At 72.7% G+C, this 21,170-nt stretch carries 12 protein-coding genes; 8 read left to right on the forward strand and 4 right to left on the reverse strand.

What is annotated here, in order from left to right; all coding sequences use genetic code 11:
- The first annotated feature begins 87 nt into the window (after positions 1 to 87).
- The 5 genes from ACSBPH_RS08895 (at position 88) to ACSBPH_RS08915 (ending at position 4,712) form a co-directional block, all read left to right on the forward strand.
- The gene (locus ACSBPH_RS08895) at positions 88 to 1,047 is read left to right on the forward strand and encodes an ATP-binding cassette domain-containing protein (protein WP_442573991.1); all 960 of its coding nucleotides are present in this window, start codon (positions 88 to 90) and stop codon (positions 1,045 to 1,047) included.
- On the forward strand, positions 1,044 to 2,660 hold the full coding sequence (locus tag ACSBPH_RS08900) for an ABC transporter permease (protein ID WP_442573992.1): 1,617 nt from the start codon (positions 1,044 to 1,046) through the stop codon (positions 2,658 to 2,660). Before ACSBPH_RS08895 ends, ACSBPH_RS08900 begins: the two co-directional genes overlap by 4 nt.
- A 3-nt stretch (positions 2,661 to 2,663) precedes the next feature.
- Positions 2,664 to 3,143, forward strand: a complete 480-nt coding sequence (locus ACSBPH_RS08905; RefSeq protein ID WP_442573993.1) for a GbsR/MarR family transcriptional regulator — start codon at positions 2,664 to 2,666, stop codon at positions 3,141 to 3,143.
- Between the two features lie 31 nt (positions 3,144 to 3,174).
- Positions 3,175 to 3,705: a ribonuclease H family protein gene (locus tag ACSBPH_RS08910; RefSeq protein ID WP_442573994.1), complete on the forward strand. Its 531-nt coding sequence runs from the start codon at positions 3,175 to 3,177 to the stop codon at positions 3,703 to 3,705.
- 92 nt (positions 3,706 to 3,797) lie between these two features.
- Entirely contained in the window at positions 3,798 to 4,712 is a 915-nt protein-coding gene (locus tag ACSBPH_RS08915) for a hypothetical protein (RefSeq protein ID WP_442573995.1), read from the forward strand.
- Between the two features lies 1 nt (position 4,713).
- Here ACSBPH_RS08915 and ACSBPH_RS08920 read toward each other — a convergent pair whose 3' ends face one another.
- From ACSBPH_RS08920 to rlmN, 4 genes are all read right to left on the reverse strand, one after another.
- Entirely contained in the window at positions 4,714 to 5,214 is a 501-nt protein-coding gene (locus ACSBPH_RS08920) for an NUDIX domain-containing protein (protein ID WP_442573996.1), read from the reverse strand.
- Between the two features lie 91 nt (positions 5,215 to 5,305).
- Positions 5,306 to 6,319, reverse strand: a complete 1,014-nt coding sequence (locus tag ACSBPH_RS08925) for an aldo/keto reductase family protein (RefSeq protein ID WP_442573997.1) — start codon at positions 6,317 to 6,319, stop codon at positions 5,306 to 5,308.
- 156 nt (positions 6,320 to 6,475) lie between these two features.
- Positions 6,476 to 8,125, reverse strand: a complete 1,650-nt coding sequence (locus ACSBPH_RS08930) for a DUF4407 domain-containing protein (RefSeq protein WP_442573998.1) — start codon at positions 8,123 to 8,125, stop codon at positions 6,476 to 6,478.
- Between the two features lie 180 nt (positions 8,126 to 8,305).
- The gene (rlmN, locus tag ACSBPH_RS08935; protein ID WP_442577273.1) at positions 8,306 to 9,505 is read right to left on the reverse strand and encodes a 23S rRNA (adenine(2503)-C(2))-methyltransferase RlmN; all 1,200 of its coding nucleotides are present in this window, start codon (positions 9,503 to 9,505) and stop codon (positions 8,306 to 8,308) included.
- A gap of 388 nt (positions 9,506 to 9,893) precedes the next feature.
- Here rlmN and ACSBPH_RS08940 point away from each other — a divergent pair, with 388 nt between their 5' ends.
- The 3 genes from ACSBPH_RS08940 to ACSBPH_RS08950 are packed head-to-tail and all read left to right on the forward strand — an operon-like array spanning position 9,894 to position 21,165.
- Entirely contained in the window at positions 9,894 to 13,475 is a 3,582-nt protein-coding gene (locus tag ACSBPH_RS08940; RefSeq protein WP_442577274.1) for an AAA family ATPase, read from the forward strand.
- Complete coding sequence (locus tag ACSBPH_RS08945; protein ID WP_442573999.1) at positions 13,472 to 20,581, forward strand: hypothetical protein; 7,110 nt, start codon at positions 13,472 to 13,474, stop codon at positions 20,579 to 20,581. Before ACSBPH_RS08940 ends, ACSBPH_RS08945 begins: the two co-directional genes overlap by 4 nt.
- Complete coding sequence (locus ACSBPH_RS08950) at positions 20,578 to 21,165, forward strand: Pycsar system effector family protein (protein WP_442574000.1); 588 nt, start codon at positions 20,578 to 20,580, stop codon at positions 21,163 to 21,165. Before ACSBPH_RS08945 ends, ACSBPH_RS08950 begins: the two co-directional genes overlap by 4 nt.
- The last annotated feature ends 5 nt before the right edge of the window (positions 21,166 to 21,170 follow it).

Raw genomic sequence — 21,170 nt, forward strand, 5'->3', positions numbered from 1 at the left:
GCCGTGTTCGCCTCGCCGCCGGGGGTGGGCGTGAGGATCGCGTGAGGATTCTTCACAAATTCGTGAAATGCGCGTAGCGTCCCGCGCATGACAGGTACGACGTCCGTGATCCGCACCGCGGGTCTCGTCAAACGCTACGGATCGATCAACGCCCTCGACGGGCTCGACCTCGAGGTCGGGGCAGGTCAGATCCACGGATTCCTCGGCCCCAACGGCGCCGGCAAGTCCACGACTCTCCGCGTCCTGCTGGGCCTGGCCCGCGCGACGTCGGGCGAGGCATCCGTCTTCGGACTGCACCCCTGGCGCGACTCCGTCGCGATCCACCGGCGCGTCTCGTACATCCCGGGAGACGTGAGCGTCTGGCCGAATCTCGGCGGCGGCGAGACGATCGACCTCCTGTCACGCCTGCGCGGACGGCGGAGGGATGCCGCGTACCGCGCCGAGAAGAAGCGCCTCATGGAGGCGTTCCAGTTCGATCCGCGCAAGAAGGGCAGGGCCTACTCGAAGGGCAACCGGCAGAAGGTCGCGCTCATCGCGGCCTTCGCCGTGCCGGCCGATCTCTACATCTTCGACGAGCCGACGAGCGGCCTCGACCCCCTCATGGAGGTCATGTTCCGCCGCGAGGTGGCGCGCGTGAGGGCGGACGGCGCGACGGTGCTGCTGTCGAGCCACATCCTCTCGGAGGTCGAGCAGCTGTGCGACCGCGTCTCGATCATCCGCCTCGGGAAGATCATCGAGTCGGGGACGCTGGCCGACCTCCGCCACCTCACGCGCACGGAGGTGTCGTTCGCGGTGGACGGCAGCGGCGCGGCATCCGTCTCCCGCGTGCCGGGCGCCGACGACGTCGCCGTCGACAACGGCCGCGTGAGCTTCACGATCGCCAGCGACCAGGTGCGAGGAGCGCTGCCGGTGCTTGCCGATCTCGGCGTGGAGGGCCTGCGCATCGTGCCGCCCTCCCTCGAGGAGCTCTTCCTCCGGCACTACGGCGACGACCTCCGCGAGCTCGAGAACGCCGAGGCCGGCGAGCGCGCTGGGAGCGCGCGATGAGGACCCTCGCGCTGTGGGGGCAGCGCCTGCGCCGCGACTGGGTGCAGCTCCTGCTCTGGACGGTCGGCACGGCGGCCCTCGCCTACGCCGCCTACATCGGCGTCGATCAGTCGTACGGCAACGAGCAGGACCGCGTCGCGCTCCTCGCGACCGTCATGGCGAACCCCGTCATCCTGCTGTTCCGGGGCCTCCCCTCGGGCGCCGGCGACGGGGCCTTCATCGCGTTCCTGATCTTCCCGTGGCTCGCGATCCTCGCCTCGTTCATGAGCTCGTTCCTCGCCGTGCGCCACACGCGCACCGAGGAGGAGACCGGCCGGATGGAGCTCGTCTCGGCGACGCCGGCGTCGAGGTGGCGGCCGGCCGCGGCCACGATCCTTCACGGCACCGCCGCGAACCTCGTTCTCGCCGTGCTCACGGCGCTCGCGTTCCTCGCGGTCGGGCTTCCCGCCGACGGAGCCTGGCTCGTCGGCATCGCGGCCGGCGCCGTCGGACTCGTCTTCCTCGGGGTGGGCCTGGTCGCGGCGCAGCTCATGCGCACATCGCGCGGCGCGAACTCCGTCTCGGTCGCGGTGCTCATCACGACCTTCCTGCTCGCCGGCATCGGCAACGCCGCCGGCACGCCGAGCGACGACCTGCAGAGCATGCAGAGCTCGTGGCTCACGTGGCTGTCGCCGTTCGGGTGGGGCGAGAACACGCGGGGCTTCGACCAGAACGACTGGCCGCCGGTCGCGCTGTGCGCGGGCGCGGCGGTCGTGCTCGTCGCGGCGGCGCTCGTCCTGCAGGCCGTGCGCGACGTCGGGGCGAGCCTCGTGCCGGAGCGTCACGGACGGACGGATGCCGGGCCCCTCCTGTCTTCGACGACCGGGCTCGTGTGGCGCCTGACGTATCCGTCCATCATCGGGTGGGCGATCGCGGGGATCCTCGCGGGCCTCCTGGCCACCTCCCTCTCGTCGGTCGTGGAGCAGATGGGCGGCGACAACCCCGCCGTCGCCAAGGTGCTGGAGAGCATCTCGGGCGAGGGCGACCTCGCGCAGGGCGTGCTCGTGACGTTCTTCGTGATGCTCGGGATCTTCGCCTCGTGCGCCGCCGTGCAGACCGTCGCGCGCGCACGGCAGGAGGAGGCGCACGGCACGGCCGAGATCGTCCTCGCCCAGCCCGTGCCGCGCGTGCGCTGGCTCGCGGACTTCGTCGTCGTCGGATTCGTCGCGGTCCTCGTCGTCGTCGCGTCGGGGATCGCCGGCGCCGCGATCGGCACCGCCGCCGCGGGCGCGGAGGCGAGCCTCGTGCGCGACGCGGTCGTCTCGGGCGCAGGACAGGTGCTCGCGGCATCCGTCTTCCTCGTCCTGACGGCCCTCGTGTTCGTGCTCGTGCCGCGCGCGACGATCCCGGCGGGCTGGTCGCTCGTGATGCTCGCCGCGATCATCGGCCTCTTCGGGCCGCTCTTCCAGTTCCCCGACGCCGTGACCGATGCGTCCCCCTTCTCGGTCGCCCCCATCCCGATCGGCGATAGCGTGGACTGGCGCGGCGTGTGGTGGCTCATCCTCGCCATCGCTCTCGGCGCCGCGGGGTCGCTCGCGCTCATGCGACGGCGCGAGCTCGCGACGGGAGGATGAGGCATGCCGCCAGACCACGCCGGCACCGAGGCCGCCGAGCGCGCCGCGGCGATGCTCACGGCCCTGGGCATGCAGCGCATGTCGGCGCGCGTCCTGATGGCTCTCGTCGGATCGCCCGACGGCGGCTACACCGCCGCCGAGCTCGCCGACCGGCTCGGGGTCTCGGCCGGGGCGGTGTCGGGGGCCGTGCGCTACCTCGAGACGCTGCGGATGATCCGGCGCGTCTCACGGCCGGGGCAGCGGGTGGCCAGCTACGACATCATGGACGACGGCTTCCACTCGATGGTCGTCGCGAACGCCCCCGCCTACGCACGCCTCGGCGACGACATCGACGCCATCGCCGACGACAACGGCCGCGCCCCGGCATCCGCCGCTCGCGCGCGCGACATGGCAGGGTTCCTGCGGTATCTCTCGCGACGGATGCCGGAGCTCGTCGCCGAATGGGAGGCCCAGGCGCCCTCGATCGAGGCGCCGGCGGAGTGAGGGCGGCGCGGGAGTCGGTAGCCTTGCCCGAGTGACTTCCGACGCACGCTACATCGTGGCCACCGACGGCGCCTGCAAGGGCAATCCCGGACCGGCCGGATGGGCGTGGGTGGCCGAGGACGGCCATTGGGCCGCCGGCTCGATCCCGCTCGGCACGAACAACATCGGCGAGCTCCTCGGCCTCATCAAGGCGATCGAAGACCACCCCGACGTCGAGAACCTCGTCGTGCAGGCCGACTCGAAGTACGCCATCGACACGTACGAGAAGTGGATGGACGGCCACAAGCGCCGCGGCTGGAAGACGTCGACCGGCGCTCCCACGAAGAACCGCGAGCTGCTCGAGCGGCTCATGGCCGCCCGCGACGACCGGCGCGCGGCGGGGCTCCCCGACGTCGTGCTCGAGCACGTGCGGGGCCACTCGGGGCACGTGCTCAACGCGTGGGCCGACGAGCGCGCCGTGCGCGCGTCGGAGCACGCTGCGAAGGGCATCGAGTCGGCGTGGTCGTCGCTCGGGTCGCACCCGCGGCTCGACGTCTCGGCCGCACCCAGGAACGGGCGATGACCGGAAGTCGGGTGGCGGCCGGCCGGGCAGCGCATCCGTGCGGTAACGGAGGGCCCGGCGCCACCTCCTCCCTGCGGTCATAGCCTGGAGGGGTGGCAGAGGAGCCAGACCCGCTGCGCGCCGAGCTGAGGGCGCTGCAGGCGCGCGCATACGGACCGCGCGCCGACATCGACACCGACCCGGCCGCTCTCGCTCGGCTGGTCGAGCTCGAGCAGGCGTCCGCTCCCCGCCGCGCCGCGCGGAGCGACGACGCCGGCACGATCGGTGACGACGCCGGCAGCGCCCGCCATGACGCCGGCGGCGTTCGCGACGCGGGCAGCGTCGTCCTGACTAATGCCGGCGGAGAGGGAGAGGATGCCGCGGCTCCGGATGGCGCGCGGTCGACAGGCTTCGGGACGGCGCTCCACACGGAGCCCGACGGACACGGCGGCGACACCGCCCGCCGCCGGGCCCGGCGGTGGGGCCTCGCGGGGACTGCCGTCGGCCTCGCCGCGCTGATCGCCGTCGCCGCGGCCGTCTCCAGCCCGCCGCCGCAGGCGCCCGCCGACGTCGCAGGGGCGACCCCGCGGGTCGAGATCAACGGCACAGAGGCCGCGTCGCGGATGAGTGCCTACCTGCAGTACCTCGAGGGCAAGCGGAACGAGGTGCTGGAGCTGCCGGGGGCGGAGGCCGTCGCGGCCCGGATCGTACACAGCGACTTCCGGCCGTACGGGACGCTATACGGCCGCCTCGTCGGCACGGGACGCACGGTCGACGACCGCGTGTGCATGATCGTCGAGGATGCGCCTGCGGCACGGGTCGTGTGCCTGTCCACCCCCTGGGCGTGGCCGGTGACCGTGGTCTTCCCCCTGGCGGACACCGCCGCCTTCTCCCGGGGCGTGCCCGCCTACATCGGCTACACGCTGAGTGCCGACGGCACCGTGGTCGCGACACCCGGGATCGACCCCTCGGAGGTATCCGCTCCGTCGCCGGAACGCACCACCGTGCCCGCGCCCGGCACGCAGTAGGTCAGACGTCGGCGAACCGCTCGGCGAGCGCGTCCAGGGCGGCCCGCTGACCCTTCACGAGCCTCGGACGGGCGTCGGCCAGCGGCATCCACTCGACCCTGTCGACCTCGGGGAAGGACTGCGTGCGGCCCGACCGCGGCGGCCACTCGAGCTCGAACTCCCCGAAAGCGAGGCCGTCGAGCGAGAAGCGGGCGCCGTCTGCGACGAACACCGTGATGCGCTTGCCCGACGAGTACGCCCACGTGCCGAGCTCGGCGAAGTCCGTGTCGGGCGGCGCGAGGCCCAGCTCCTCTTCGAACTCCCGCCGTGCCGCGTCGAGCGCGGCTTCGGCGTCGGGATCGTACTCGCCCTTCGGGATCGACCAGGCACCTTCGTCCTTGGCCGCCCAGAACGGACCGCCCATGTGGGCGATGAGCACCTCGGCCGAGGCATCCGTCACCGGGGCGCCGGCGGCGGCATCCGTCACTCGATAGAGAAGCAACCCCGCACTGTGCACCGGCATGCACTCATCCTCGCCCCCTGCGCGAGACTTCACGAACGGTGATCGACCCGCCGGAAGCGGTGATCGTTCGTGAAGTCTCGCGCACAGAGGGTCAGGCGGGACGCGAGGCCGGGGAGACCTCGTACGTCTTCTGCGGGTCGCGCTCGGCGACGCCCGACAGGGCCGTCTCGATCGCGGCCATCGTGTCGGCGTCGAGCTTCACGCCCGAGGCCTTGACGTTGTCGGCGATCTGCTCGGGACGGGAGGCCCCGACCAGCGCGGCCGAGACGTTGGGGTTCTGCAGCACCCACGCGATCGCCAGCTGCGGCATCGACAGACCCGCTTCGGCCGCGATCGGCTTGAGCTTCTGCACGGCCTCGAGGACGTCGTCCTGGAGCAGGCGCGAGATGAACTGCGCGCCGCTCTTCTCGTCGGTCGCGCGCGAGCCCTCGGGCACGGGCTGACCGGGGAGGTACTTGCCCGACAGCACGCCCTGCGCCATAGGCGACCAGACGATCTGGGAGATGCCCAGCTCTTCCGAGGTGGGGATGACCTTGTCCTCGATGACGCGCCACAGCGCCGAGTACTGGGGCTGGTTCGACACGAGCTGGAACTTCAGCTCCTTGGCCAGCGCCGCACCCTCGCGCAACTGCTCGGCCGTCCACTCCGAGACGCCGATGTAGAGGGCCTTGCCCTGGCGCACGATGTCGGCGAAGGCCTGCATCGTCTCTTCGAGCGGCGTCTCGTAGTCGTACCGGTGCGCCTGGTAGAGGTCGACGTAGTCCACCCCGAGGCGCGAGAGCGACCCGTGGATGCCGTCGAAAATGTGCTTGCGCGAGAGCCCCTGGTCGTTCGGGCCCTTGGGACCGATGGGCCAGTAGACCTTCGTGAGGATCTCGAGCGACTCGCGGCGCTGACCCTGGATGGCCTTGCCGAGCACGACCTCCGCCGCGGTGTTCGCGTAGGTGTCCGCCGTGTCGAAGGTCGTGATGCCCGCGTCGAGCGCGGCGTGGACCGTCGCGATCGCCGCGCTGTCGTCGACCTGCGAGCCGTGCGTCACCCAGTTGCCGTAGGTGATCTCCGAGACCTTGAATCCACTGTTGCCGAGATAGCGATATTCGACCATTGCCTGATTTCTCTCGTTACTTCATCGTCTTGCCGACGTCCCGCCGGCGTCCTGCCGTGTCACTCTAGGCACCGAGTCTGCAAGAAGTCCAACAACGGGAAGCGATGGTATTCAGAACTCGCAGCGATCAATCCCCCATCGCCGCTTCCCCTCCGCCTACGCCTCGGCGCCCCGCGCGATGTCGGCGCGCTCGCGCCAGCTGCGCGCGGTGACGCGGTCGAGGGCGACCTGACGGCGCAGGGCATCGGCCTGCTCGTAGAGCGAGGGCTGGCCGTAGCTCGTCAGCACCTTCACGAGCACCGGGAGGAGCTCGATCATGAAGAACAGCCCGGCGATGAGCCAGTGCGCCCACGCGAGCGTCGGCTCGCGCGCCGACAGCCGCTCGAGGCCGCTGATCTGGCTGAGCAGGCCCACGGCGCCCGCGTTGCCGCCGGCGACCTCGGCCGCCCTCGCGTCGTACGCGGCGAGCGCCGCGTCGTACTGCTTGCGCGCCGCGGGGAGCTCGTCCCTCGCCTGCTGCTTGTTCTGCGCCTCGGACGCACCGGCGTCGGCCGTGCCCGCGGCCTGCGCGGCGGCGAGGTCGGCCTGCGCAGCGGTGAGCTGGGCTGCGAGGTCGTTGTACGCCGCCTGCGCCTGCGTCAGCTGGTCCTTCGCCGCGGTCGAGCTCGCCCCCTCGCCCGCGACACCGCTGCAGCCGGCGACCTGTCCCGCGCCCTGGCCGGTGAGCTCGCACTGGTAGATGGCGCGCGCCTGGTCGATCACCAGCTGCGCGGCGGCGAGCTTGGCGGTGAGATCGTCGACGGTCTTCTGTGCCGAGGCCGTCGAGGCGGACGTCGTGTCGGCTCCGGCCACGACGCCGCTGGCCGCCTGGCTCTCCAGCGCCGCGACCCGGGCGCCGGCGGCATCCAGGGCCTGCTTCTCGGGGCCATCGGTCACGGCATCCTGATCCGACTGCGCCTGCACGAGGTTCGTCGCCGTCACCTCGCGGGCGATGTCGTTGTGGAAGACCTGCAGCACGAGCGGCTCGGCGACGACGATGCCGATGACGGCCGCCATGATGATGCGCGGGATGGCGAGGCCGATGAGCCGCCCGACGCTGTGCGTCGAGCGCATCGTCGAGGTGAGGAAGCGGTCGAGGTTGAAGATGATGAGCGCCCACACCACGGCGAGCGGAAGCGCGCCCCACGCCACGATCCGGACGCCGGTCGTCAGGGCGAAGTACATCGAGATCGCCGAGATGAGCGCCGTGCCGGCGATGACGAAGAACATCTGCACGAAGCGCGGCGTCTCGGTGGGCACCTGGTCGAGCACCGAGCCGTCGGCGCCGCCGAGGATCGCGAGCCTCCGCCATCCCGAGCCGCGCTCGCGGCGGCGGGGAGCGCGCTGGGCGCGCAGAGGAGCGACGGATGCCTCGGCCTCCGGCTCCTCGCCCGCATCCGCGGGCTCGGCCGGCGGGGTCGGGGTCGACGCGGTGGGGGTCGACGGGGTCATGTCTTCCGCGGCGGGCTCGTCGATGGCCCCCCACTCGCCGAGCGGCGGGGGCGCGGCATCCGTCGCCTTGTCTTCCGGTGTCTTGCCGGCCGGACCCGACACGGGCGGCGGGTTCATCGCCAGCGCATCGTCGAAGACGTCGCCGGTCCCGGGGAACGGGTCTTCGGGGCCGTCGTCGCGGCGGACGGAGCGCTCTTCGGCCTGCGCGGCACGCACATCATCGAGATAGAGGTCGTCGGGCGTCTCGCCGTCGACCTCGAAATCGATGCGACCGTCGGAGCCGAACCGGCCCGGCCGGTGCACGGAAAATGACATCCGGCCACCCTAGACAAGCCAACCTGTGCGCCGGGTGAGTCCCCTTGCCGCCGAGCGCCACACTTTCCTGCGACCGCCACGTCGGCCGACGTAGCGTTCGCAGGAAACTGTCGCCGTCGCCGTCGCCGAGCGGCGCGGCGAGCGAGCGGTCGGCGCGAGGGCGACGGACGGATGCCGCGGTCAGTCCTCGAGCGGAGTGTCGGCCGCGACGCGCTGGTCGTCCTCGGTCGCGACGAGCTGCCCGCAGGCGCCGTCGATCTCCTTGCCGCGGGTGTCGCGCAGGGTCGTCGGGATCCCCGCGTCGTTGAGGCGGCGGACGAACTCGTTCTGCGCCGACTTCGTCGACGAGGTCCAGATCGAGCCCGGCGTCGGGTTCAGCGGGATCGGATTGACGTGCACCCAGCCGCGCCCGCGGGCGTTGAGCTTGTCGGCGAGGAGGTCGGCCCGCCAGGGGTGGTCGTTCATGTCCTTGATGAGGGCGTACTCGATCGAGACGCGGCGGCCGGTCTTCTCGAAGTAGCCGCGTGCCGCATCGAGCGCCTCGTCGACCTTCCACCGGGAGTTGACCGGGATGAGCTCGTCGCGGAGCTCGTCGTCGGGCGCGTGCAGCGACAGCGCGAACGTCACGGGGATGTCCTCGTTCGCGAGCTTGTGGATCGCCGGCACGAGCCCCACGGTCGAGACCGTGACGCCGCGCGCGCTCATGCCGAGGCCGTGCTTCTTGTCGGTCATGACGCGGACTGCCTGCATGAGCCGCGCGTAGTTGGCGAGGGGCTCACCCATGCCCATGAAGACGATGTTGGTGACGCGCTCGTCGGGGTGCTCGGCCGGGCCGAGGCCGCCCTCGCGGATGAGGCGGTTGGCGCGCACGACCTGCTCGATGATCTCGGCCGCCGACATGTTGCGGGTGAGGCCGGCCTGACCCGTCGCGCAGAACGGGCAGTTCATGCCGCAGCCGGCCTGCGACGAGACGCACAGCGTGATGCGGCCGGGGTAGCGCATGAGCACCGACTCGACCAGGGCGCCGTCGTGCAGCTTCCACAGGAACTTGATCGTGTCGCCCTTGTCGGTCTCCAGGCGCCGCACCTCGGTCAGCAGCGGCGGGAGGAGGCCGTGCACGAGCTCTTCACGACCGGCCGCGGGGAGGTCGGTCATCTCGGCCGGGTCGTGGGTCCAGTGCGTGAAGTAGTGCTTCTCGAGCTGCTTCGCACGGAACCCCGGCATCCCGAGCTCCGTGACCTTCTTCACGCGCTCCTCGGGTGTGAGGTCGGCCAGGTGCACCGGCGGCTTGCCGCGCTTGGGCGAGGCGAACTGCAGGAGCGGGCGGCCCTCGGCATCCTTCTTCTGCGTCCACCCTTCCGTCTTGGGGCGGACCTGCATGACGGGGCCGGCCGTCGACGCGGACTCCTCGGGGCGGGCAGGCGGGGGCGTCGGAGTCATTCCTCCAGGGTAGGCGACAGCCCTGCGAGGCGTCTGGGGCGCGCAGACTAGCCGCGGTCACGCCTCACCCTCTGCGATCCAGGGCGTGGCGCGGCATCCTGATCCGTGAGATTCTTCTCATCACCACGGCGCCGCGTTCCGGCATCCCCCCACCCGGGACGGGTGCAGGCGTTGGGGAGGGGAGGATCCGCTGAACGCGCACGTCGCAGCCTCGGCGCTGAGCCCGCGCCTGTTCCACGGACTCGCCGACGACGCGGACGGAATCGTCCGCGTCGAGGGGACTGCTGTCGTCGTCGACATCTCGGGCTTCACGACGCTGTCGGAGCAGCTGGCCGCCGCGGGGCGCGAGGGCACCGAGCAGCTCATCGCGACGCTCTCGCGCATCTTCACCGTGCTCCTGCCCGTCACCGACGACGGCGGCGACGTCGTGAAGTTCGCCGGCGACGCGCTTTTCGTGCTGTTCACCGGGCCCGACCACGCGCGCCATGCCGCGCACGCGGCGTGGAACATGAACCGCGTCCTGACGGCGATCGGCGACATCCATCTGCCCTCCGCCAGGGCGAAGCTGCGGATGTCGGTGGGCCTGCACGCGGGGACCTTCGAGTTCTTCGTGACCGGCGGCGAGAACGTCTCGGTCGTGCTCACGGGCGCCGACACGTCGCGCGTCATCGAGCTGCAGTCCGCCGCGGAGTCGGGGAAGATCCTCGTGAGCGGCGAGGCGGCCGCACAGCTGCCCGCCGCGCTCGTGGCCAAGGAGGAGTCGGCGCCGGGAGCCCGGCGGCTGCTCAAGGCGGGAAGCGTCGCGACGTCCTCTCTCATGGCACTCAGCGTCGGCCGCACGACGGCCGCCGAGCGATTCCTCCCGCGGGCCTTCGCGCTGCGACCGGATCTGCTCGACGCCGAACCCGACCACCGCTGGGCGGCCATCGCCTTCGTGCAGGTGTCGGGCGTGCCCGATCGGCCGGGCGACGACGACCTCGTCCGCATGAAGCGCCTCACGGCGCTCGTCGAGGAGGTCGCCGCCGACACGGGGGTGACGCTCCTCGACGTCGATCCCGCCGTCGGCGGCTACCGCTTCTTCCTCACCGCCGGCGCGCCCACGACGGCGGAAGACCCCGAGGGGCGCCTCATCACGGCGGCCCTGCGGATCGTCCACTCCGCCTCCGACTACGCGCTTCGCGCCGGCGTGACCTCCGGCCGCGTCTTCGCCGGCTTCGTCGGGGCGATGTACCGGCAGACCTACACCGTCATGGGCGACCCCACGAACCTCGCGGCGCGGCTGACCTCGCGCGCCACCCCGGGAACCGTGCTCGTGGCCCGCGCGACGCTGGAGCGCACGAGCCGCGCCTTCGAGTCGGACGACGCCGGGACGCTCACGGTCAAGGGCAGGACCCAGCCCGTCGCGGTCGCCGTCGTGACCGGCCACGGCGGCGCGACGCCGCTCGCGGCGCAGCAGACGCCCTTCGTCGGTCGCACCGAAGAGCTCGAACGCCTCCGGACGATGCTGACGGATGCCTCGGCCGGCGTGGGCTCGGTGCTCACCCTCACGGGCGCGGCGGGGATCGGCAAGACGCGCCTGCTCGAGCACGCCCTCGACGAGACCCCGCTTCCGGTCCTCCGGGCCTACGGCGACCCGTACGGCGCCAACACCCCGTACCGCGCTCTGCAGACGCTGCTGCGGCCCCTGCTGCGGATCCCGCCGGCCGCGCGGCCCGCCGAGGCCGGCGAGCGCCTCGCGCAGGTCGTCGCCGAGCACTTCGCGCACCTGACGCCGTGGCTTCCCCTCCTCGCCCCCGCCGTCGGCGCCCACGCCGACGCCACCGACCAGTCCGCGTCGCTCGACGACGCCTTCCGCGCCGATCGCGCCGCCGAGGTCGTCTCGCAGTTCCTCGCGGCACTCACGACGGGACCCGGATGCCTCGTCCTGGACGACGCGCAATGGGTCGACCCGGCCTCGGCCGCCGTCCTCGCCGAGCTCATCCAGACCGACACGCGCCACGCCGTGCTGATCGTCCGCCGACCCGGCGCGGGCGGGCTCGACCCGCTCGGCGAGGAGCTCGAGCTCACGGGGCTCGACGGCGAGCACATCCGCGACATCGTCGAGGCGGTCGCGGGGCGGCGGCTGCTCCCCGCCGACGCCCGGCCTCTCATCGCCCGCGCGGAGGGCAACCCGCTCTACGCCATCGAACTCGCGACGGGCCTCGCCTCGGGCGACGATGCGCTGGGCATCGAGCATCTCATCGGCGAGCGCATCGACGCGCTGACCGAGAGCGAGCGCACGACGCTGCGGCGCGCCGCCGTGCTCGGCATCCGGATCCCCCTCGGCCTGTACGTCACGTGCGTCGGCATGCCGCTCATCACCGGCGGGCTCGGATCGTTCCTCGAGCTCGGCGCCGACGGGGTGTCGTTCCGCAGCGAGCTCTTCCGCGACGTCGCCTACGACCAGCTCACGTTCCAGGCGCGCCGCGAGCTGCACCGGGCAGCGGCCGCCGCGCTCGAGGCCGACCCGGCGCTCGGCGGTTCGGCGCGCCACGCCATGCTCGCGACGCACTACGAGGCGGCGGGCGACTGGGAGGCGGCGCACCGTGCCGCGATCGCCGCCGCGCAGGCGGCGGAGCAGGCCTTCGCACTCGAAGAGGCCGTGCGCAGCTATCGTCGCGCCGTCGAGGCCGCCCGACGCTCGCCGGGTGCCGACGACCTCCCCGCGCTCCTCGAGGCGCTCGGCCGCGTGTCGGTCGCGGGCGGCTGGGCGAAGGAGGGCCTCGAGGCCTACTCCAGCGCTCGCCGGCTCATCTCCGACGTCGTCGCCCGCGCGCACCTCGACCACGAGCGCGCGTATGCCCTGAACATCCTCGGGCGTCAGGCCGAGGCCGAGCGCGCGCTGCGGACGGCGCGGCGGGCGCTCACCGGCGCCGGTCCCGACGGGCAGCGCGTACTCGCCGCCGTCGCCGTGACGGAGGCGGGCCTGCGGCTCCGCCAGTCCAAGTGGACCCAGGCCCGCGGGCTCGCCCTCGAGGCCGTCGCGGCGATCGAGGGCAACGCCCACGACGACACCGCGAAGCGGGTGCTCGCCGACGCCCTGCGCTACCACGACATCGCGGCCAGCGAGCTGGAGGGCGATGCCGGCATGATCCACCTCTCGCGCGCGATCCAGCTCTACGACGAGACGCACGACGAGCTGTCGAAGGGCAAGGTGCTGAGCCTCCTCGGCGTACGGGCGTACTACCGCGGCGACTGGACCACGGCGGCCGCCCTGTACGGGCAGGCGCAGGCGGCGCACGAGGCCGCCGGCGACGTCGTGGGAGCGGCCCTGGAGTCGGCCAACGCCTCCGAGATCCTCATCGACCAGGGGCGCATCGACGAGGCGCGACCGCTCGTGCGCGAGGCGCTGCGGGTGTTCGAGGCATCCGACAACCCCTACCTCATCGCGTTCGTCACGAACTTCTCGGGCCGCATCCGGCAGCAGGCCGACGACCCGGGGGCCGCGATCGCCGCGTTCCGGACGGCGGCCGAGATGTTCTCGTCGCTCGACGAGAGCGACGCCGCACTGGACGCGCGGGTGCGGCTGCTCGAGGCGACGATCGACGCGGGGCTCGTGACGGATGCCGAGCATCTCGCCGCGGACCTGTCGGGCGCCCGCGGGGGCCCCCGTCTCACGAGGCAGCGGGCGAGGCTCGCCGCCCTCGCGGGAGAGGGCGCGTCGGCTGTCGCCCTCGCCCTGGAGGCTGCCGACGACCCCTCGGCGACCCCGCTGGAGCGGGCGCTCTCACTCGCACAGCTCGATCGCCTGCGGCCCGAGGCATCCGTCCGCGCCGAAGCCGAGCGCCTCCTCGCGTCGCTCGGCGTCACGAACGCCGCGCGGATCCTCGATCGATCCCCCCTCGCCGCCGAACCGGAGGCCGCCCGATGAACCCCCGCCCCGCCCCTCGGCGACGACTGCGGCTCGGCGCCGCCATCGCCGCCGGCGCCCTCCTGGTCTCGGGCCTCACCGTCGCGACGGGGTCCGGGGCCCCCGCGGCGGCCGCCGTGAAGACCGCCGCGGCGCCGGTCGTCCCGGAGCTCTTCCGCGTCTCGCAGACGGATGCCGGGACCTCGACCGAGCCCTCGCTCACGCCCGACGGCCAGCGGGTCGCGTTCACCTCGACGGCCGGCGACCTGGTCGCGGGCGACACCAACGGCGTGGCGGACGTCTTCGTCTCGATCGCGGCGCAGGGAAGCGACGACCCCTTCTCGGGGGCGGCGACGCTCGTGAGCGTGCCGGACGGCTCGGCGGGTGACGCGGCGGCGAACGGGCCGAGCTCCGAGCCCGTCGCGAGCGCGAACGGCCGGTACGTCGCCTTCACGAGCGCCGCGACGAACCTCGTCGCGGCCGGCGGCACGGCGGGGCGCACGAGCGTCTACGTGCGCGACACGCTGCTGGGCACGACGTTCCGCGTGCAGGGCGCCGCCGAGCCGAACGGCCGCTCGTACGACCCCGATCTCAGCGACAGCGGACGGTACCTCGTCTTCACATCGGAGGCTTCGGACCTCACGGCCGGCGACGGCAACGGCGCCCCCGACGCCTTCGGCGCCGATCTCGACGCGAACGGCGACGGCATCCTGGGCGACATCGCGATCACGCGGTTCATCGGCGGCTCGTCGATCCCCGGCGGCACGGAGCAGGCGCGCATCAGCGGCACGGGCGCAGCCGTCGTCTTCGTGGCCCATCAGGACAGCCTCGATCCGAGCCAGCCGCCCACGACGACGAGCGGCGACTTCGTCTACCACGCGTCCGGCCCGGTGCCCACGGCGGCGACGCTCGCCGGCCGCGACGCGTACAGCCCCACGATCGACGCGACCGGCGACACGTTCGCCTTCGTGAGCGCGTCGCAGTGCGACGGGGAGCCGTCGGTCATCGCCATGACGCTGGATGCGATGTACTACTCGGTCGCCCTGGGGACGATCAACGCCGACCGGCGCGTCGGCTACGTCGCCGACCCCGTCATCTCGGCCGACGGCAGCCGCGTCGCGTGGACGACGACGGTGCCGCCGTACGACTACAGCGCCCCCGCTCCCGAGCTCGCCTCCCCCGTCATCCGCCAGCAGGAGATCGACTGGCGCGACGGCAACACATCGACCGAATGCGTCGCGACGTTCAGCCAGGACTGGGCCGACCTCGCGGAAGGAACCGAGGCGTCGCAGTCCGCGTCCGGGCGGACGGTGGCCTTCGTGGCGCCCGCGCCGGCCCAGGCATCCGTCTTCGCCCTCGACACCCACAGCAGCAGCGGACTGTCCGTCACCGACACGCAGGGTCAGCTCATCACGCCCGGGTTCATGACGCGCGTGGACATCCCGACGATCCCGCTGACGTCGCTGCGCGGGTACGCGTCGGCGATCGCGAACGCCCCCATCCACAACCTGCCGATCCACAACCTCCCCATCCACAACCTCCCCATCCACAACCTGCCGATCCACAACCTCCCCATCCACAACCTCCCGATCCACAACCTCCCGATCCACAACCTGCCCATCCACAATCTCGACATCCCGGGGGGCTGGGAGGAAGTGCTCGCCGACACCCCGTTCGCGGGCGAGCTGATCCAGTCGGTGACCCTCGACAAGGTGCTCGCCTGGGCGGCGAACGCGCTCGCGCCCGGGTCGACGGCGACGGATGCCGAGCGGGCGGCGGCCGAGCGGATCCAGAGCCTCACCCTCGGCGACCTCGATGTCGACGACAGCGCCCTGGCCGCCCTCACGCTCGCGTCCTACGTGCTCGGATCGGCGCACCTCGGCGACATCCTCCTCCCCGGTGAGGGCTCGGCGCTCGCACGGTGGCAGAGCGTCGTGGACGCGCAGGGCTTCGCGTTCACGGTCGAGCCCGACTGGTATCTCGCCGACCTCGATGCGGCCGGCCTCGACATCGAACGCACGCGCGTCGACGCCGTACCCCTGCGCGCGCTCCCGGTCGCGCAGACGCTGATGGGCTCCCTCGATCCGTCGGAGCTCTTCCTGGCGGGCACGCCCCTCGGCGATCTCGACGTCTCGACGCTCGATGCGAGCGCCCGGGTCGCCCTCTTCGGCGATGCCGGGGTGACGGGAGCCCTCGCGGGCTTCTCCGGCGCCTTCCTCCCGGGCGCGACGGTCGCCGACCTCGCCGCCGGCGCTCCCGAGTGGGTGACCCTCGGGGTGCTGCTCATGTCGATGCTCGATCAGCAGGACTATCCGTGGGAGCAGATCTCGCCGAGCTCGCTCGACCCGAACCTCATCGAGGACGCGACCGACTCCATCGGGTGCGACCAGCAGCTGCGCTGCGCGCAGGCCGTCACGTTCCACTACACCTTCGACTCCGGGCCCGGCGAGTCCACCCGGTTCGCCGCTCCAACGGCGACCCTCGCGACCCCCGCCGGCACGGTCGCCTCCACGACGTACGTCTGGGGGTCGGGACCCGACGGGTCGAGCACGATGTACCAGCCCTACCTCGGGCCGAAGCAGGTCGACGGCGAGCGCACGAACTATCCCCTCCCCGAGACGGCGGGCGGCACGGTGATGGCGGTGCGGTCGTACTACACCCCGACGACGCAGCCGGGCGAGACCCGGGCCGTCGGAATTCTCACGAGCGGCTCACTGACGGCATCCGACGAGCTGTCCGGCGGTGCTCCGCTCGCGAGCTTCGACGACCCCGCGCGCAATCTCCTCCCCGACGGGCAGTGGGAGGCGCCGCCGACGCCTCTCACCGAGGGGCAGATCAGCTACGAGTGGATCTCGCCGCAGTACCGGTACCGCACCGATGAGCAGCAGATGATCGAGGGCCCCGCCGAAGACTCCGACTACTACCTGGTCGCGGCGCCGCCCGCCGGCAAGCGCCTCGTCGTCTCGACCAACGCGACCGACGGCCAGATCTCGCTGTCGCTCTACGCGGCGACGGGCGGCGCTCCGCTCGGCGTCGCCAGCGCGGGGCCCGCGCCCGGCGTCGCCGTGGCGGCGCAGAGCGGCCCGACGGGCTCGCCCGCGACGATCGGGGCGGACGCGGGGGTTCGGCTCGACGGCCGCACCCTCATCGACCAGACGGTCGTCGGGGGCGACGGCGCCGCCGAGATCGAGGCGGCGTCGACGGATGCCTCGGCCGGCACCGATCTGCTCGTGCGCGTCACATCGGGCAACGGCCTGCCCAGCGCTTCGCTCTACTCGATCCGCGTCCAGTATCTGGACGACGCCCCCGAGGTGCAGTGCACGCCGTGGACCCCGCCGCAGACCGCCGACCCCGGCATCGAGGGGGTCAGCGACCCCGTGACGGCGACCACCAACACGGTCTACCTCTTCGACGAGAAGCGGTTCGGCGACGTCTACGGCGCCACGCGGGCATCCGAGGTGCGCGACGCCCTCGTCTCGCTGACCGGCGACGGCCACGTCGGCGCGGGCTCGGTCGACGGCGCCGTGCTCTCGATCGACAGCGATCCCGCCGTGAAGACCGCGCGCGCCGCGCTCGACGCGAACCCCTGCTCGATGCAGGCCCGGGGAGCCCTCACGGCGGCCATCAACGCGTTCGTCGCGTCGGAGCTCGAGGGCGAACGCTCGCACGTCTCGTCGATCGTCATCGTGGGCGGCGACGACATCGTCCCCCTCGCGCCCGTCGCCCAGAACACGTCGCAGTTCACCGAGGTCAGCCACGCCGACGACCTCCGTCGCGAGGCGCAGACCGACGGCAGCGCGTGCCCCGTCGGCGCCGCCGTCGATCCCTGCGAGACGCCGCTGTCGGCCGCGGCGCGCACGTCGCACATCCTGACCGACGATCCCTACGGACTCGCGAAGGCCTACGACACCCTCGGCGGCCACCTCTACGTCCCGTCCGTCGCGCTCGGACGCCTCGTCGAGACACCGGAGCAGATCGAGGCGACGATCTCGCGGTTCCTCGACGCCGACGGCCTGCTCGCGGCCGACTCGACCGTCACCGGGGGCTACGGCGCGTGGAGCGAGCTGCCGCAGAAGGTCACGCAGTCCCTCGCGTGGCGCTCGGCGGTCAACCGGCCCCTCGGCGACGAGTGGACCGCGGCCGACATGGAGGACTCGATCTTCGCGACGGGCGACGCGGCTCCGCGCGTCGTCTCGGTCAACACGCACGCCGATGAGCAGCGCATGCTCCCCGGCGTCCCCGGGGCGGAGTCGGGCTCGTTCTCCGAGAGCCAGCTGTTCCTCGCCCGGGGTCACGAAAGCGCGCCGCAGCTCGCGGGCGCGCTCATCTTCGGCATCGGGTGCCACGCGGGCAACAATCTCCCCTCGGCCTACTACGGCGACGTGACCGACTGGGTCGACGTCTTCTCGCAGGCGGGCGGCTACATCGGCAACACCGGCTACGGCCTCGCCAACAACGTCTCGACGGCGCTGAGCGCGCGGCTGCTCACCCTCTATGCGGCATGGGTGGGCGTGTCGGTCGACGGCCGTGGCGTCTCGTCGGCCGAAGCGCTGACGTATGCCAAGCAGTCCTACCTCGGCGGTCTCGGGCTGTACTCGGGCTACGACGAGAAGGCGCTCATGGAGTCGGTCTACTACGGCCTGCCGATGTACGCCTTCGCCGACCCGGTCAGCACCGATCTGCCCCTCCCCGCGATGCCCGACCTGACCCTCTCGACCGACGACACCCTCACCACCGCGTCGCTGTCGTTCTCACCCACCTTCACGCCGGCCCCCGCGAACGACGCCGGCTCGTACCTGACGGTCGACGACCAGGCGCCGGCCGTGGTCCCGGGGCAGCCGATCCTGCCGAGCATCGTGCGGCGCCTGGAGCCTCAGGCCGGCCTCGTCCCCCGCGGCGTCGTGCTCACCGAGCTCACCTCCCGGTTCAGCGCCGAAGAGACTCCGGCGGTGGCGACGGCGACGGTGGGCGTTCCCGAGGCGACCGCGACGACGACGGATGCCGCGTTCCCGTCGTCGTTCGGAACGATCACGCATCAGGACACCCCGGCAGGCCCCGTCGACCTCCTCGTGCTGACGCCGGCGCGCGTCGAGATCGGGCAGGGCGGGAAGGGCCGCACCGAGACCTTCACCGACTTCACGGCCGAGGTCGTCTACGGCGATCCCGCGTCCACCGATGCGGCGCCCCCGACGATCAGCACGATCACCCCCGCCGACCGCGGCGCCCTGTCGGTCACGGCGTCCGATCCGGGAAGCGGTGTGGCGGCCGTGATCGTCCTCGTGCAGCCCGCGGGGCAGGACGAGTGGCAGCGGCTCGAGATGACGCCGCCCTCGGGCGGTGGCAGCACCTGGACGGGGACGGCGCCCACCGGCCCGTTCCGGTGGATGGTGCAGGTCGTCGACGGAGCGGGCAACGTCGCGACCGACACGGCGCGCGGCCGGCTCGTCCCCGCGAACGTCACGCAGCCGCCCGTGCTCGGCGATGCCGGCGGCAAGGCCACGGTCGCCGTCGGCGAGCGGGTCCTCCGGGCGGTGGCGGTGACGGATGCCTCGGCCGGCGAGCAGCTGACCGCCTCGAGCGTGCTGACCGACGCGGATGGAGCGATCGTGTCGACCTCGCCCGCGACGGTCGAGACCGGCCCCGACGGCACGACGCGGGCGCTCGTCGACCAGGTCGTGCCGCGCTCCGGCTCGTTCACGCTGACCCTCACGACGTGCCGCGGCACGGCATGCGCCGACGCCTCGTTCGCCGTCGAGACACCGCCGCTGAACGCCGTGCCCGCGGCATCCGTCGCCCTCACCTCCGACACCAACCCCGTCGAGCCGACGAGCATCCTGACCGCTCATGCCCGGGCCACCGACCCCGACCACGACCCCGTCAGCGTCTCGTACGCGTGGAGCCGCAACGGCATCGCCATCGCGGACCAGACGACGCAGACGCTCGACCTCGCCGGGATCGCGCAGACCGGCGACGTCATCCGCGTGTCGGCGACCCCCGACGACGGCACCGACATCGGGCACGCGGCCTCTGCCGAGATCGTCGTCGGCGACGAGGTCGTGCCGCCGGCGGCACCCGCGATCACCGCGACCGCGACGACCACGACGGGCCCATACGCGGAGGGCGCGTGGAGCCGCACGCCTGTCACGGTGACCTTCGACTGCACGGGCGGCGCGCCCCTCCTGACGCCCTGCCCGGTCGCACAGACCGTGTCGGCCGACACCCCACCGGCGGGCACGGCCGTGAGCGCAACGGTGACCGACCTCCTCGGCCGCACGGCGACGGCGTCGATGCTCGTGCGCGTCGACGGGACCGGCCCGATGTTCGACCCCGTCATCACGCCGGCGACGCCGACGGTCGGTGAGGCCGCCACGGCGGTGCCGCAGGCGACGGATGCCTCGTCCGGCGTCGCGACGCAGTCGTGCGACGTGCCGAGCACGGCCACGGCGGGGGCGGCATCGGTCACGTGCCGCGCGACCGATGTCGCCGGCAACACGGCGGAGGTGCAGGCCCACTACACCGTCACCGCCCAGCCCGATCCGGACCCTGACCCTGACCCGGATCCCGGGCCTGGACCTGGCCCGGGCCCCGGACCTGGGCCTGGGCCTCAGCCCGGGCCGGGCACACAGCCTGGTCCCGGCGCGCACCCCGGCACGACCCCGCCCCGGACGAACCCGGTGCCGCCCACGACCGGGCCCCGCACCGGCACGGGCCGCGGGAACGGCGGCGGGATCGGCGCACCCTTCGTCACGCCCGGCCCGCCCGTCGTGCCGGTGGGGGTCGTCCTCCCCGACCGGCAGCCACTCGGACCCGTCGCCGCCGACGGCTCGAGCGTCTTCGCGCGGGGCTCGGGCGTGCCGATCATCTTCCGCGCCTACGGCGACGACGGGCTCGCGATCGGCGCAGCGGGCTTCGTGAAAGACGTCGTGCTCGTGACCTCCGCCGCGCTGCCGGCCTCGGCATCCGTCACCGAGGGCTACTTCCTCGCGTTCCCGTTCGTGTATGCCGACGCCCCCGACGTGTGGCTCGGCTCGATCCCCACCGCCGACCTCGAGGGAGGCGAGCGTTACACGTATCGTGTCGAGCTCGCCGACGGCAGCACCTTCACCGTGACGTTCGGAGTGCGATGAGCGACCAGACCGTCGACAGGCCCGCGGCCGCGGGGCCGACATCGGCGCAGACCGGGTCTGGGCCGGCCCCGGCGGGAGCGCCGCCGAGGCCGGGAGAGGCCACGGCGGCCCTCGCCGCCGAGATGCTCGCCGAGGTCGCCGCCGAGATCGACCGGGCGGATCAGAAGGCCTCGCTCCTCATCGGCAGTCTTGGCATCGCGTTCAGCATCGTGCTGAGCGGAATGCTCGGCGGCGCATGGTCGCCCGCGAGGCTCGGCGCGTGGGCCTCGGCACTGTGGATCGTCGCGGCCGTCGCCGGCGCGGCATCCGTCCTCGCCGCCGCCCTCGCCGTCTGGCCACGGCTCAGCAAGGGGCCGACCCCCGCGACGATCACGTACTGGGGGCAGATCCGCGGCTTCGGGTCGCCGCAGGACGTGGCCGACGCCCTCGCCGAGCGGGGCCTCGCGCCGCCCGAGCGCACGTACCAGCAGCTGCTCGTGCTGTCGTCGGTCGCGCAGCGGAAGTACCGCAGCATCAGGCAGTCGATGGTGCTCGCCGGCATCGCGGGACTCGCGGTCGTCGCATCGTTCTTCCTCATCCTCTAGGTCTC

The sequence above is a fragment of the Microbacterium sp. F51-2R genome, from assembly GCF_052180235.1.
In the GTDB taxonomy this organism is placed as follows: Bacteria; Actinomycetota; Actinomycetes; order Actinomycetales; family Microbacteriaceae; genus Microbacterium.

Excerpts from the sequence above, each read along its gene's own strand:
- ACSBPH_RS08950 (WP_442574000.1), top strand. The coding sequence starts at position 20,578 with ATGAGCGACCAGACCGTCGACAGGCCCGCGGCCGCGGGGCCGACATCG.
- ACSBPH_RS08930 (WP_442573998.1), bottom strand. The coding sequence starts at position 8,125 with ATGTCATTTTCCGTGCACCGGCCGGGCCGGTTCGGCTCCGACGGTCGC.
- ACSBPH_RS08945 (WP_442573999.1), top strand. The coding sequence starts at position 13,472 with ATGAACCCCCGCCCCGCCCCTCGGCGACGACTGCGGCTCGGCGCCGCC.
- ACSBPH_RS08895 (WP_442573991.1), top strand. The coding sequence starts at position 88 with ATGACAGGTACGACGTCCGTGATCCGCACCGCGGGTCTCGTCAAACGC.
- ACSBPH_RS08925 (WP_442573997.1), bottom strand. The coding sequence starts at position 6,319 with ATGGTCGAATATCGCTATCTCGGCAACAGTGGATTCAAGGTCTCGGAG.
- ACSBPH_RS08920 (WP_442573996.1), bottom strand. The coding sequence starts at position 5,214 with ATGCCGGTGCACAGTGCGGGGTTGCTTCTCTATCGAGTGACGGATGCC.
- ACSBPH_RS08905 (WP_442573993.1), top strand. The coding sequence starts at position 2,664 with ATGCCGCCAGACCACGCCGGCACCGAGGCCGCCGAGCGCGCCGCGGCG.
- rlmN (WP_442577273.1), bottom strand. The coding sequence starts at position 9,505 with ATGCAGGTCCGCCCCAAGACGGAAGGGTGGACGCAGAAGAAGGATGCC.
- ACSBPH_RS08900 (WP_442573992.1), top strand. The coding sequence starts at position 1,044 with ATGAGGACCCTCGCGCTGTGGGGGCAGCGCCTGCGCCGCGACTGGGTG.